General features: G+C 55.0%; 14 protein-coding genes. 9 read left to right on the forward strand and 5 right to left on the reverse strand.

What is annotated here, in order from left to right:
* The first annotated feature begins 22 nt into the window (after positions 1-22).
* From ACKC9G_RS12045 to ACKC9G_RS12065, 5 genes are all read left to right on the forward strand, one after another.
* Positions 23-793: a spermidine synthase gene (locus tag ACKC9G_RS12045; protein ID WP_411405657.1), complete on the forward strand. Its 771-nt coding sequence runs from the start codon at positions 23-25 to the stop codon at positions 791-793.
* Between the two features lie 136 nt (positions 794-929).
* A complete protein-coding gene (locus ACKC9G_RS12050; protein ID WP_411405659.1) occupies positions 930-1,166 on the forward strand; it encodes a PLD nuclease N-terminal domain-containing protein in 237 nt (78 codons plus the stop codon).
* Positions 1,167-1,275: 109 nt separating this feature from the next.
* Positions 1,276-1,479, forward strand: a complete 204-nt coding sequence (locus tag ACKC9G_RS12055; RefSeq protein WP_411405661.1) for a hypothetical protein — start codon at positions 1,276-1,278, stop codon at positions 1,477-1,479.
* A gap of 140 nt (positions 1,480-1,619) precedes the next feature.
* Positions 1,620-1,973 carry a hypothetical protein gene (locus ACKC9G_RS12060; protein WP_411405663.1) on the forward strand — a complete coding sequence of 118 codons (354 nt, stop codon included), beginning with the start codon at positions 1,620-1,622 and terminating at the stop codon, positions 1,971-1,973.
* Between the two features lie 96 nt (positions 1,974-2,069).
* Positions 2,070-2,372 carry a hypothetical protein gene (locus ACKC9G_RS12065; protein WP_411405665.1) on the forward strand — a complete coding sequence of 101 codons (303 nt, stop codon included), beginning with the start codon at positions 2,070-2,072 and terminating at the stop codon, positions 2,370-2,372.
* 54 nt (positions 2,373-2,426) lie between these two features.
* On the opposite strand, the gene ACKC9G_RS12070 is transcribed toward ACKC9G_RS12065, so the two are convergent.
* Positions 2,427-3,365, reverse strand: coding sequence for an acyltransferase family protein (locus ACKC9G_RS12070; RefSeq protein WP_411405667.1), 939 nt, complete (start codon positions 3,363-3,365; stop codon positions 2,427-2,429).
* 267 nt (positions 3,366-3,632) lie between these two features.
* Here ACKC9G_RS12070 and ACKC9G_RS12075 point away from each other — a divergent pair, with 267 nt between their 5' ends.
* A complete protein-coding gene (locus tag ACKC9G_RS12075) occupies positions 3,633-4,007 on the forward strand; it encodes a DUF805 domain-containing protein (protein WP_411405669.1) in 375 nt (124 codons plus the stop codon).
* Between the two features lie 102 nt (positions 4,008-4,109).
* Here ACKC9G_RS12075 and ACKC9G_RS12080 read toward each other — a convergent pair whose 3' ends face one another.
* The 3 genes from ACKC9G_RS12080 to ACKC9G_RS12090 all read right to left on the reverse strand — a co-directional run bounded on the left by ACKC9G_RS12080 (position 4,110) and on the right by ACKC9G_RS12090 (position 8,497).
* Positions 4,110-6,011 carry a PhoX family protein gene (locus ACKC9G_RS12080; RefSeq protein WP_411405671.1) on the reverse strand — a complete coding sequence of 634 codons (1,902 nt, stop codon included), beginning with the start codon at positions 6,009-6,011 and terminating at the stop codon, positions 4,110-4,112.
* A 248-nt stretch (positions 6,012-6,259) separates the two neighbouring features.
* Entirely contained in the window at positions 6,260-7,261 is a 1,002-nt protein-coding gene (locus tag ACKC9G_RS12085) for an LLM class flavin-dependent oxidoreductase (protein WP_411405672.1), read from the reverse strand.
* A gap of 225 nt (positions 7,262-7,486) precedes the next feature.
* The gene (locus tag ACKC9G_RS12090; RefSeq protein WP_411405674.1) at positions 7,487-8,497 is read right to left on the reverse strand and encodes an NAD-dependent epimerase; all 1,011 of its coding nucleotides are present in this window, start codon (positions 8,495-8,497) and stop codon (positions 7,487-7,489) included.
* Between the two features lie 315 nt (positions 8,498-8,812).
* On the opposite strand from ACKC9G_RS12090, the gene waaA reads away from it, so the two are divergent.
* From waaA to ACKC9G_RS12105, 3 genes are all read left to right on the forward strand, one after another.
* Entirely contained in the window at positions 8,813-10,105 is a 1,293-nt protein-coding gene (gene waaA / locus ACKC9G_RS12095; RefSeq protein WP_411406044.1) for a lipid IV(A) 3-deoxy-D-manno-octulosonic acid transferase, read from the forward strand.
* A 165-nt stretch (positions 10,106-10,270) separates the two neighbouring features.
* Positions 10,271-11,143 (forward strand): UTP--glucose-1-phosphate uridylyltransferase GalU, encoded by an 873-nt coding sequence (gene galU, locus ACKC9G_RS12100; RefSeq protein ID WP_411405676.1) that lies wholly within the window; start codon positions 10,271-10,273, stop codon positions 11,141-11,143.
* A 158-nt stretch (positions 11,144-11,301) separates the two neighbouring features.
* Positions 11,302-12,162, forward strand: coding sequence for a carboxylate/amino acid/amine transporter (locus tag ACKC9G_RS12105; RefSeq protein WP_411405678.1), 861 nt, complete (start codon positions 11,302-11,304; stop codon positions 12,160-12,162).
* A gap of 90 nt (positions 12,163-12,252) precedes the next feature.
* Here the strand turns inward: ACKC9G_RS12105 and ACKC9G_RS12110 are convergent, their stop codons facing one another.
* Positions 12,253-13,665, reverse strand: a complete 1,413-nt coding sequence (locus ACKC9G_RS12110) for a D-amino acid dehydrogenase (RefSeq protein ID WP_411405680.1) — start codon at positions 13,663-13,665, stop codon at positions 12,253-12,255.
* Positions 13,666-13,722: the final 57 nt, after the last annotated feature.

Genomic DNA, 13,722 nt, shown 5'->3' on the forward strand with positions numbered 1-13,722 from the left:
GGCCAGGCAGGTGAAGGCAGCTATGTCGCAGGAAATTGAACACTGGCGCAGTTATGACGAATGGGGTGTGATCCGCGTGGTGGATCAGGGGCCTTACCGCTTTCTGTGCTTCAATGATGAGTTAATGACCGAGCAGTCCTGCATGATTACCCACATGCCGGAATGGATCGAGTTTGATTATGTGCAGGCCATGCTGCTAAGCGCCGCGTTGCACGCCAGTCCCAGGCGTGCGCTGCTGTTTGGCCTGGGTGGCGCGACGCTCGCCAATGCCTTGCGGCGTTTCTTCCCATCGCTGGAAATGGACATTGTTGAGCTTCGGCCTGATGTGCTGACCATTGCCGAGCGCTTCTTTCATTTCAACGCGGATGATCCCTTAACTCATGTGCATATCACTGATGCCCTTGAGTACCTCGGTCGTCCGGATCTTCCTCAGTATGATCTGATTCTCTGCGACATTTACCTTGAAGAAGGGATGGCAACCGCGCAGGGAACGGGGCCTTTCGTCGAGCTCTGTAATCGTCTGTTGGCGCCGAAAGGCATCATCATTTATAACCAGTGGCAGCTGGGTGAAACCGGCCGCCCTACCAATGAAGCGCTTTTTGCGGCGCACTATCCTGACCGTTACTGGTTGCTGCCAGTGGATGAAGGCAATGTGGCGGTTGTCGCTTTTCTCGACGATGTGCTGGACTGGCCGCTACCGAAAGAAGAGATCGATCGCATCAAGCAGCTTGGACGACAGCACCAGATCACGGTGGGTCGTTTGATGAGCCGGCTGTCGCCACCCAAGCGTTAACTCCTTGGTTTCCTGTTTTTCCCTGCTCTGCTGCCGGGCATCAGAAACGCTCCGCAGCAGCCTCGCCATACACTGAAACAGCCCTGCTCTGGGACTGAAACATCTTCCTCCCCATATATGTCTTCATAGGAAAAATATGATGTGGTTTGTGGCCGCATCTGCAGTACCTGACATCAAGGAGGACGATATGGAATTTGGTTACGGCGGTCTTTTCGGACTAATTGTCCTGGCGCTGGATATCATGGCTATCGCCAGTATTTTGAAAAGCTCTTACAGCGGTGTCGGCAAATTCTGCTGGATTCTGGCAGTGCTGATTCTGCCAATTCTCGGCATGCTGCTGTACTTCATCTTTGGCCGTAAAGGCACGGTTTAGTTGATTTACAGCTGATTTTGACGCTGCCCTACGATGGGGCGGTCAGGAGGCGTCGCTGGCAACATGGCCAGTGATGTTATGGACAAGGAAAAACAGGAAGGAAAATGTCATGAAATCACTGACTACTAAAATGGCTGCGGTTGCGCTGACAGCAATGATGGGTTTTGGTCTGGCTGCCTGCGATAACAACGATGGTCCTGCTGAGCAGATGGGCGAGAAAATCGATAATGCGACCACCGATGCAGGTAACGCAATCGAAGATGCCTGCGAAAAAACCAAAGAGAATGTGGGCGCCAGCGACACAGATTGCTAAGCAGTCGCTGGACCAACGAAGAAGCGCTCGATTGAGCGCTTTTTTTATGCCCGGAGAAAATCGGAAAGTCAGTCCGTGAGTGTTTTTCCTGATTGAGCGCTAATGCATGGCATCATGTCTGTCTCAAGGAGGAGTGTGTCATGGAAAGCCGGAGAAAGTGGTGGCGCTGGCAGCGCGGACGTCAGCAAGGTGGTTATGACAAGCTGCTGTTGGCAACGCTTCGATGGCCAGTGCCCTGGGATTGCTATCTGTTGCGATTCCCTGAGGGCAGCGTGATACCGCCTCATCAGGATAAGGTCGTCACGGGAAGACACTTTCGGCTCAATATTGTCCTGCGTAAGGCGAAGCGGGGCGGTGAATTTGTTTGCTCGCAGACCCTCTTTAGTACTTCACGTATCAAGCTTTTTCGTCCGGATAAGGTGATTCATGAAGTCAGTCGGGTTGAGCAAGGGTCGAGATATCTGCTCGGTATTGGCTGGGTTCTCAAGCAATAAAGGCGGTAAATTCCCCAGAACTGTGGTGTGCTCTTTGGCTCCCTTGAGGTAGGATGCGGCGTTTTTGCTATTTGCTTGATGCTCTCAGGGAAGAGAATGATGTTTATTGATGTGGTTGTTCAGGGACTATTTTGTGGTCTGGCGTTGTGGATCAGCGGCAGATTGATTCGGGCGGAGATCGGCTTTCTTGCGGCAGTGATGGCTTCCGCTATCACCACCCTCATTTCTTACTGGCTGCCCATGGGATGGTTGCTCTATGGCCTGGTGCTGTGCATTAGCCTCAAGCTGTTGTCAGATGTACGCATCTGGCCCGATATGGTTTTGCTGGTACTGGTCGGATGGCTGGTGTCCTTTGCACTAAGCGGGCTTTTGGTGGCCGGGCTAGTCGCCTGGATCTGACTGTCGCTTGTTTCTGCAAAGCCTGACAATCGGCTGCTCTGGGCGCACGAGGCGTCACAACATGACGCCTACCCGACGATTAAGTTTCATGATGACGGCCGACGCCACCAGAGAAAGCAACGTGACCGCCAGTGTCAGTGGGGTGGCTTTCAGCGGCGTGAAGTCTTGCAGCAGCATTAGCAGCGCTGGGTGCACAAAGTAGAGCGCGTTGGAATAGCTACCCAGCGAGCGATTATCAGAAAGCCATGCCCGCTGCAAAGCAAAGACAAAGAGGGCAGGGCAGAGAACGGCGAGGGAAAGTAGCAGGTCAAAACCCGCATGGCCGTTACTGATGTCTTCATTCAGGGTGTTTTCCCCCAATAGCAGTAACAGACCCACGACAACCGCCGTTTGCACTGACTCATCGCTCAGGCGACGGTGCAGCTGGCAGCGGCGAATTAACACCCCCATCAGGAAGAACGGCAGGCCAAAGAACAGGCCATTGCGATAGAGCGTGGTATGGTCCGGCATCAGGGTCTGCCAGGACTCATCCAGCCAGTCGTAACTCATGCCGTATTGCAGCGTGGTTCCCACTGCGAGACAGCCAACGGCCATGATGACCATCAGCGTCACTGAGCGCGCACGGCACAGGTAAACCACGAGAGCAGCCACCAGCGTCGCGGGTAAATACCAGAGATGGTAGTAGCCAAAGAAAAGCGTCGAGGCCAGCGTTGCGGAGCTGTCCATGTCGGGCACCCAGAACGCCGAATAGATGAGCATCCATACGGCATAAAGTAAGGCCAGTCGCTTGAACCAGTGAGCGGGTGACTCACGATGTTGCCAGAAAAAGAAGCCGTTAATGATAAAGAAAACCGGTACGGCGATGCGGAACAGTCCCTGAATAAGCAGGTAGGCGCCATCCTGGCTGATGTCGGTCATAAAGCCGGTGTGCAGGCCGATGACCATCAGGGCAAGGGTCAGTTTCAGGGTATCAAGAGCAATATTTCGCTGCATCCTGGCCTCCAGCGAGGTGACCGTCCTGGTCGGGAGTAAGGGTTAACAGCTCTATTCTCTACAGACCGACGGTAATGAGGGTTTCTAACTGGTTGGAGGCTTATCTAAATATTGCAGTGCTGTGTCTTGATGCGAGAGTGGGCCTTTAGCGCCTTATCTGTGTCTAAAGCATTGCTTTTGTGTGTACTTATGTAAAAATTGCCGTTCGTCGGGCTTTCTGCCTGAATCCAACCAGCGATCATGGAAAAGACACACAAGGAGTCAACGATGGAATGGTATTTATCCGGATGGAGACAGTATGCGAATTTTTCCGGACGGGCACGCCGTCAGGAATACTGGATGTTCACTTTGATCAACCTGATTGCCTTTTTCGTCTGTGGTGTCATTGATTCGATCCTGACCATGGGTCTGTTATCGATGGTCTATGGGCTGGCTGTTATCCTGCCAGGACTGGCGATGATTGTCCGCCGTTTGCATGATACCGGGCGTTCGGGCTGGTGGTTCTTGGTATCCTTTATTCCCGCAATCGGCGGCATTATTCTTTTCATCTTTCTGGTGCTGGATAGTCAGCCAGGTGCCAATGAATACGGCGAGAACCCCAAAGGGGTAAAAGCTGTGCTGGCCGATGGCGCAGTGATTTAAGTTTACGTCGAATAAAAAGCCCCGCAATCGCGGGGCTTTTTTATGGGTCAGCATTCCAGGGTAATGTAGCCAGTCATGCCGCTACGCAGCCTTTTTGGCCGTTCAGGCCATGCGAGGCATGCCGGTGATGTAGCCTACCGCAGAACCGAAGCGGTCCTTGAAGTTAGCGCGAACCAGCGGGTCCAGCGTGTCTTTGACCTTGTCATGCAGCGGGCTTTCCCAGTCACCGGGGTGCTGGCAGTTGCTCATGATGTAAGTCCAGCCGTTGATCTCATCCACCGCGTGTAGGCCAGTAGACTCAGCGCCAGACGGCGTGGAGAGAATACGGGTCAGCTCTTTGGTGTCGACGTTGTACGCCCACAGGAAGTTATTCACGTGGTTGCCTGAATCTTCACCGATAAAGAGCGTACGCAGCTTCTCGGAGAACTTGAGGTTATCCGGGTTGGCGATCTTGTCGGCGTGGCCGGTGTTACCCAGGCTATCCGCGGTTTTCAGATCTTCACCGATTAGCGCTGCTGGCGGCTCCATGTGAACAGAGACCCACTCGCTGTCGATGGCATGGCCCTGGCTGTCTTTCTGGCCGCCCGTCAGGACGTGCTCATAGACCGCACCGGCTTTCGGGCCTTGCACCTGAATATCACCTTTACCGTCCGTCATGGTTTTGTAGACGTAGGACATGGCGGAGTAGGCGCGCTTGTCTTTGGCATTCACCGTGGTGCCTTCCATTTTGGTGAAGTCCAGGGTGCCGCCGACCAGTGCGGCATAGCGATGGGTTTCCAGATACGCTGCCTGCTTTTCCATACCGGGCTTGAGTTTCACCCAGTTTGGTTTGCCGCCGAAGCCAATTTCGGTGAAGGAGGCATCGCCCGGATCCTTGGTGTGCACTTCCATGATGTCATCAATGGTGATGCCCGAGTCGATCATCTGTTTGATTTCATCGGAAGTCGCATGGCCAAGCTTGATCCAGCTGATGTCGCCGGCGCCTGGGCCTTCGCTCTTGGTCTGGGTCCATTTCCCGACATACAGGCTGCCTGCGGACAGGTCGCGCGCCTTGTCGGCGATAAACATGAAGAGACCACCGTTAGTGGCATCATCACCCATCAGAACTGTGCGCTCATCCGGCATGACCTGAACCAGCTCATGGGAGATACGCCCCAGGCAATAGTGCTTCTGCACACTGCCGGTACCGTCTTTATTCACCGTCACTTCTGGCAGGTGGCCATAGTGGTAAGGGTTGCCTTTCTTGGCATCGCCGAACAGGTTCTGACTAAAGCCTGCGAACTGTTCGTCATCTTTCTTGGCGGCATCAGGCTCGTACTCTTCACTGGAAAGATGGGTATTCCAGGGTGACAGGCTGGCGCCGCAGGTGATCCAGAGGCCATTCACGCCGCTGGTATCCACATTGTGGTATTTCACCAGCGACAGGGCGCCAGTATCCGGGTTTTGGTCCAGCGTCAGAATCGCAATCGGCGAGGGCAGCTTGCCGTACATATCCGCACCGTCGGCATCGCGGCTGGTGTATTCAAATTGCACCACGGCAAACACGGGATTGCCTTTCACGCCATCGACTTTCGCGCCTTTAACACTGAGCAGGCTGGAGCCGTCAGGGCAGTCCGAGAAGAACTGCTTGCCGTTCACATTCATGATGGGCTTGTTGTGAATGTCGTAGTAACCACCGGCCAGAATAGTGCCGCCTTTGCCATCGGGAACGTTGTCACCGGTGATAAAGAACGGGTGGTAGCCCAGATCAAAGGTCTGTTTCTTGCCGTTCTGGAAGGCCACTTCCATGGCGGATTTCACGCTGACGGTCGCCATTTCTTCAGGCTTGGCCAGCGTGGGCGCGTCCATACCGATAAAACGGATCGAGGTCACTGGTGAGGTGTTGTCTGCCCAGGCGGAGCTGGTGCCCAGCGCTGAACTGATGCCGCCCGCGAGGGGAAGCAGTGGCATGCCTGCCAGGGTTTGCAGAAGACGACGACGGCGCATATCAGTGGCCTGAGTCATGTTGGCGATCCTTATCAAAGCGGTTCAGAGGTTACCCTCGTTCTCTTCGGACCTCTTGCCGAACAGGTCGGTTCGTGAGGTGCGGGCGAAGGATGCCATTAAGGTAGGCAGGCTCTGTGACTATTCGTTGACAGGGTTCTTACAGTCTTGTGTCACTTGCCCGCAGATAAGACTCACCAGTACAGGTCACTAAAAAGAAAAAACGGCGCCATGTGGGCGCCGCTTTTAAACGAAAACCCGCGCAGGGCTTAAGACTGTTTGCGAATTTCCATCAGTCGGCTAAAGGACTCCCGGCGCTTTTGCTGATCAAAAACAGCGGTATTGATCATCAGCTCATCCGCACCGGTTCGGCTCAGGAATAACTCCATCTGCATACGCACCTTGGCAGGGCTGCCCACCACAGAGGCACCAAGGAAGCTAAGTGCCGAATGTTTTTCATGGGCCTCCCACAGGGAGTCCATATCTTCCACAGGAGGTTGCAGCTTGCCCAAATCGTTGCGGAACAGTTTGAGTACGTGCTGCTGCTGGCTGGTAAAGAGGTAGTTGGCTTCTTCATCGGTTTCGGCAACCACAACGTTCATACCGACCATGGCGTAGGGCTTATCGAGCACGTCCGAAGGCGTGAAAGCCTGACGGTAGGTATCCAGTGCCATCATCATGTGGTTTGGCGCAAATTGACCGGCAAAGGCATAAGGCAGGCCCAGCATGCCTGCCAGCTGTGCGGAAAAGTTACTGGAGCCTAACAGCCAGATGGGGATGTTTAACCCCTCGCCCGGAACAGCATGAACGCGTTCAGTGCCGGCAAAATAACCACGTAGCTCCTCTAATAGCTGAGGAAAATCATCGCCACTGGAGCGCAAGTCACGCCGTAATGCCTGCATGGTGCGACCATCACTGCCGGGGGCCCGGCCAAGGCCAAGATCGATGCGCCCCGGGTACAGGCTTTCCAGTGTGCCGAACTGTTCGGCAATCACTAAGGGAGCGTGGTTCGGCAGCATGATGCCGCCGGAACCTATGCGCAGGGTTTTGGTTCCGCCCGCCAGATGACCAATCAGCACTGAGGTGGCAGAACTGGCAATACCTGGCATGTTGTGATGCTCGGCCAGCCATAGACGGTGATAACCCTCCGCCTCGACATGCTGTGCCAGTGCCAGTGAGTTTTGGTAAGCCTCGGCCGCCGTCTGACCTTCCAGAATGGGCGATAAATCCAGTACCGACAGAGGAATGTCGGCCAGTGTACGTTCAGTCATGTGATATCCAGCAGTGGAAATGCAGGCACGCAGCGCGCTTTTGCCGGCACTCCTGAAAAGTGATGGAAGTTAGATGGAGGCGGTTCACTTGGGCTTAAAGGGCAGCAGAAGCAAAGCAGCGTTGCAGGAGGTGGACTTCTGCTGTGTGAAGCGTGTTCAGAGAGGCGGAGAGTTGTGCGCCGAGAGCAACTTCGGCGCAAGAGAGAGGCTGATGGCAGGGCGAAATCAAACCTGATAGTAGCCGCGATACCAGTCGACAAAGGCCTTAACCCCTTGCTGGATATCGGTGGTGGGCTGATAGCCCGTGGCGGCGTGCAGGGTATCGACATCCGCATAGGTGTCTGGCACATCGCCCGGCTGCATCGGCAGAAGGTTCATCCTGGCTTGCATGCCAAGCGCCGTCTCCAGAGCGGCAATGTAGTCCATCAGTGCCACCGGTTTGCGATTGCCGATGTTGTAGACACGCCAGGGCGCGCGGCTGCTGGCGGCATCCGGTGCTTCACCGTCCCACGCCGGATTCCCGGTTGCAACGGTATCCAGTGCGCCGACGACGCCCTGCACAATATCGTCGATGTAGGTAAAGTCGCGGCGATGGTTGCCGAAGTTGTACACATCAATTTCCCGGCCCTGAACAATGGCATCGGTGAATTTGAAGAGCGCCATGTCAGGACGGCCCCAGGGTCCGTAGACCGTAAAGAAACGCAGGCCAGTGGTGGGAATGCCATACAGATGGCTGTAGGTGTGGGCCATCAGCTCATTGGCTTTTTTGGTCGCGGCATACAGTGAAAGTGGGTGATCGACATTGTCCTGCTCAGAGAAGGGCATCTTTTCATTGGCGCCGTAGACCGAGCTGGAGGAGGCGTAGACCAGATGCTGAATCTGGTGATGGCGACAACCTTCAAGGATGTTCATAAAGCCGACAAGGTTGGAGTCGACATAGGCATGGGGGTTATCCAGGGAGTAACGCACACCTGCCTGTGCCGCGAGATGCACCACACGATCAAAACCCTGCTCGGCAAAGAGTGCTTCCATGCCAGCGCGGTCAGCAACATCCAGCTCAATAAAACGAAATTGGCCGGGCTGTGCGGCAATCCAGTCGAGGCGGCCATGCTTCAACGCAGGGTCGTAGTAGTCGTTGAGATTATCAATGCCGATGACGCTCTCGCCACGGGCCATCAACGCCACGCTGACATGGGCACCAATAAAGCCTGCAGCGCCTGTCACCAGAATTGTCATGCCTGTTCCCCACTCCTTGGCCAGTCGTTCGCACACGCTGGCATTGCCCCTGTTGGCGGGCGCAAAGCTTACACTATTTTGCCCGTGGGTTTTACTCTCTATAGGGGCTTTGCTGATGATTGAAAGTGCGTGATGGCTGTTGCCTATGGCCTGAGTTGCGGCGGGTGTCAGCCGCGTCAGTCATGCTAGAATGTCAGGTTTTCACCCGTGCCAAGGCTCGGCTAATACGATGATCAGAGTCAGGCGCTGCCGTACGCAGGGCCTTGTACCGTCGTCATAGTCATGGAGCTTTGCCTGTCCAAGGAAAGTTGTTTGATGGTACGCGCCCTCTACTCGACCCTGCTGACGCTGGCGATGCCCGCGGTTCTTACGCGCATGGCCTGGCGGGGACGTCGACAGAAAGCTTACCGGGAGCATTGGTCGGAACGTTTGGGCCAGGTGCCGGAGCATTTTCCCAAGGGCGCGCTGATTATTCATGCCTGTTCTGTGGGTGAAACCCAGGCGGCTTCTGTGCTGGTGCAATGGATGCAGGCCGAGCGCCCTGAGATTCCCCTGATTCTGACCCATACCACGCCGACGGGTCGTGCCCGCGGTGAAACCCTGATGCCCGGACTACACCGCTGTTATTTGCCCTTCGATTTACCCTGGGTTGTTGCAGGCTGGCTCGATAAGTTACAGCCTTGCGCCGTTGTCTTGATGGAGACAGAGGTCTGGCCCAATCTGATAAATGCCTGCAGTTCACGTAATATTCCTGTGTCACTGGCGAATGCTCGCATGTCTGAGCGTAGCGCTCGTGGCTATGAAAAAGCCCGCTCATTAATGCAGCCGGCCTGGCGCAAACTGCATTGGGTGGGCTGTCAGTATCAGGCAGATGCCGACCGGTTATTGGCTCTCGGGGTTCGCCCTGAAGTCACCGAGGTCGCAGGTAACCTGAAAATGGCCATCGAGCTTGCGCCTGAAGTCGTCGCCAAGGCGCAGGCGTTAAGAAGCGAATGGGCTGCTGAACGGCCGGTGTGGATTGCTGGCAGTACGCATCCTGGCGAGGAGGTGTTGATACTGGATATCCATAAGCAGTTATCCGCGACATTCCCGGAGCTTCTGCTGATTCTGGCGCCACGGCACCCGGAGCGCGCGCAGGAAATTGAGCAACTCATGGCGGAGCGTTCCCTGAGCTACGTCAAGCGCAGTGAGCAGAGAGTCCCGGATGCCTCGACCTCAGTGGTGCTGCTGGATACGCTGGGGGAGCTGGGCATGTTCTATGCGGTTTCTGATTATGCCTTTGTGGGTGGATCACTGGTGCCGCATGGCGGACACAATCCGTTTGAACCAGTTCAGGTCGGATTGCCCACGTGGGTCGGGCCGCATATGTTCAATTTTGAAACCCTGCTGGAAGGCCTGCTGGATTCCTCGTTGGTGGCTCAGGTGGAGAATGCTGAGGCGCTCGAGCAGTCGGTTCATGATGCACTCAAACATCGCCAGCAGTTACTTGCTGCGGGTCAGCAGCACACTGATACAGGGCATGAGGATACCGGCGAAGCCACGAATCATGCTGCTGGTCTTAAATCGTCGGGCCACTGGCTCGCGGCTATCCTGCCTGCAGGTAGCTGATTTGGAACAAAATTTAGGGTAGGCTCAGAAACACTTTCACCTTCTAGGGCTTTTTCCTATAAGGGTTGCTGTTTCCGGAACGATTCAGGCCACAGCAGAGTAACGCGAAGGCATGACCGTTGTGAGTCTTCAGCCTGTTAAACAAGGACTAAAGAGAGATCTGATATGATCGTACGCAAGGCGATTTTCCCTGTAGCCGGGTTGGGAACGCGTTTCCTGCCTGCCACGAAAGCGATTGCCAAGGAAATGCTTCCTGTAGTCGACAAGCCACTGGTGCAGTATGCCGTGGAAGAAGCGGTAGCTGCCGGTGTCACTGACATTATCTTTATCACCAGCTCCTACAAGCGTGCGATCGCTGACCATTTCGACAAGAATGCCGGTCTGGAAGAAGAGCTGGAACAGGCAGGCAAGCACGAGCTGCTGAAGCTGGTGCGTGATGTGATTCCTGAAGGTGTGTCCTTCGCCTTTACCCGTCAGCCAGAGCCTCTGGGTCTGGGGCATGCGGTTCTTTGTGCTCGTCCTCTGGTAGGTTATGAGCCTGTTGCCGTTATTCTGCCTGATGACCTGATCTACTCTCAGGGCAATGGCACCCTGTCTGAAATGCTGTCACTGGCGAACCAGTACCAGCAGTCCGTGGTAGCGGTTGAGCAGGTGCCTCATGAAGAAGTCTACAAATACGGCGTCATCGATCCTGAGCATCTGGAACCAGGTGTCTACAAGATGAAAGGCATCGTTGAGAAGCCCAAGGTCGAGGATGCGCCTTCTGATCTGAGCGTTGTGGGTCGTTATGTCCTGACCCCGCGTATTTTTGATCTTCTGGCTACTCAGGCACCTGGTGCCAACGGTGAGATTCAGCTGACCGACGCTATCGCTCGTCTGATCGAGAAAGAGGGCGTTATGGCGCACCAGTTCAGCGGTAAGCGTTATGACTGTGGCTCCAAGCTGGGTTACCTGCAGGCTAACGTTGAATACGGCCTGCGCCACAAGGATCTGGGACCCAAGTTTCAGAAATACCTGGATGGCATGAAGTCCAAGTAAGAGGTAATGAACAAGCCAGAGCCAGACTCTGGTCGTTCTGCAAGAGACGCCCGAATAGCGATATTCGGGCGTTTTTTGTTCAGTGGTTAACCGGAGGCTGGAGTTGTTACTGGCTCTTGGTAATATGCTCCTCCCCGATACTCCCGGAGCAAACCACTATGCCTTACCTGATGGGTGTCACCCTGTTATGGGCCTTTTCCTTTAGCCTGATCGGCGTCTATCTGGCAGGCCAGGTGGATTCGTATTTCTCGGTACTGACCCGCATCGGTCTGGCCACCCTCGTATTCCTGCCATTTCTGCGCACGCGCAACCTTCATCCGGCACTGGCCGCCAAGCTAATGCTGGTCGGGGCGCTGCAGCTCGGCCTGATGTATATCTTCTATTACAAGTCCTTCCTGCTGCTAAGCGTTCCTGAGGTGCTGATCTTCACGATCTTCACGCCGGTTTATGTCACATTGGTATATGATCTGCTGAATAAGCGTTTTTCCCCGGGATTTCTGCTCGCTGCGATGGGCGCCGTGTTGGGAGCCGCTATTATTCGCTGGGACAGCCTGTCAGAGAATTATGTGCTCGGCTTTTTGGTGGTGCAGGGTGCCAACCTTTGCTTTGCGCTGGGCCAGGTGGGCTACAAGGTCATTATGGAGCGAGAAAAGAAAGATTTGCCGCAGCACACGGTGTTTGCGCTTTTCTATGTCGGCGCACTGATTATTGGCAGTTTGGCTTATCTCATCTGGGGTTCCGACAAACTGCCGTCGACTCCCATCCAATGGGGCGTGCTGGTCTGGCTGGGCGCCGTCGCTTCCGGCGCGGGTTACTTCCTGTGGAATAAAGGCGCCACATTGGTGAACGCAGGTACGCTGGCGGTCATGAATAATGCGCTTATCCCAGCGGGACTTATTGTCAATTTGCTGATCTGGAATCGTGATGCGGATCTACCACGTTTACTGGGCGGCAGTATCGTGATGTTTGTCGCGCTGATGCTGAGTGAGCGCTTTTTCTCGCATCGTCGTTTTGCTTAAAACCAGAAGTGTTACACATTAAAAAAGGCCGCTTAATGCGGCCTTTTTTAGTTCCGGGGCTGAGGTTACTGCAGACCCCGGACTGAATAATTACATCGGCGTTTTGGTGGTTGCTGCATCGTGGTGATGAGTCGCGTGTTTGCCGTAGAGAGGTGCTTCTTTTTCCGAAGTGGTTTCCGGCTTTTTGCGTGGGCGAGGCTGAGTCGTTGGAATCGGAGCCTTCGGGCCACCTTTAAGTAGTTGCCAGGGACGGGTGTCAATACGTGGCTTCTCGCCACTGATTTGTTCACACATCAGTGTGGCGCTACCGCAGGCCAGTGTTAGACCCAGCGCTCCATGGCCGATATTGAGCCAGAGCCCTTTCTTGCGACAAGGGCCGATAATAGGCTTGCCACTTGGTGTCGCCGGACGCATGCCCGCCCATGCCTGGGCTTCATCAACACCTTCAAGGCCGGGGAAGGTTTCCTTCACCTTGGCTTTGAGTGCTTCGATGCGACGCGGGTTGAGAGTGTTTTCACGATCACCCATATCCACCATGGCGGCAATACGCAGTTGATCGGGCTCACCTGGAGCACCCTTGAGGCGTGCATAGACGATCTTGTTATCCTGATCGGTCACGCTGGTGTAAGGCACCTGACACTTGCCACGAATAGGCAGCGTAAGGCTATAACCTTTCAGGCCGTACAGCGGCAGCTCAAGACCCAGCATGCCTGCCAGACGATAGCTGTCCATGCCGGCGGCAAGAACGGTCTCATCGGCATACCATTCACCGGGTTGATTGTCTGTGAGAGTGGAGACCCCTAGCACGCGATTGCCTTGTTGCAGAAAGCCCGTGACTTCGCAGTCATTGACGATTCGACAATTCGGTTGAGCGTGCAGATAGCGGGTGAGCACCTGACAGAAGAGGAATGTGTCGATCACTTCGTCGCCGGGGGTGAGAATGGCCCCAGCCAGCTTCGCTGCCATGTCATTCAGCGAAGGTTCGAGTTCGACACACTCCTCAGCGGTCAGAAGACGCTGGTGGTCACTCAGGTGTCCACTCCAGGCGTGCTGGAGATCATCCTGATGGCGGTAGACCACCAATTTTCCAGAGGACTGCCATCCCGCAGAGGTTAAGGGCAGCAGATGCTGCCACTCATGCAGGACCTCGCGACTTAGGGTCGCCAGAGTCCATAACTCCAAGGTATGGCGGTGATGCGTTTTGGCCCGGCAATGCCGGAGAAAGTTCATGACCCAGCGCCACTGTTGGCGGTCCAGTCTTGGTGTCAGTTTCAGCGGGGAGGCTTTTCTGAACATCCACTGGAAAGCTTTGCTGGGTACTCCCGGGGCTGCGAGGGGGGCAACATAGTGGTAGCTAAGTTGACCTCCGTTGGCGTAACTTGTCCCGCAGCCATTTTCCTTGTTCTTGTCGAGCAGTACGACCTCATAGCCCTGACGGTGCAGAGCAAAGGCGGTGGTGAGGCCGATAATACCGCCTCCAATCACAAGGACTCGGGAAGACATGTTCCTTCTCGCTCAAAAGCATAGATGCATTGTAGGTGGGAAAAACCGATAGATCGA

It is taken from the genome of Pokkaliibacter sp. CJK22405, from assembly GCF_046614695.1.
GTDB lineage: Bacteria > Pseudomonadota > Gammaproteobacteria > Pseudomonadales > Balneatricaceae > Pokkaliibacter.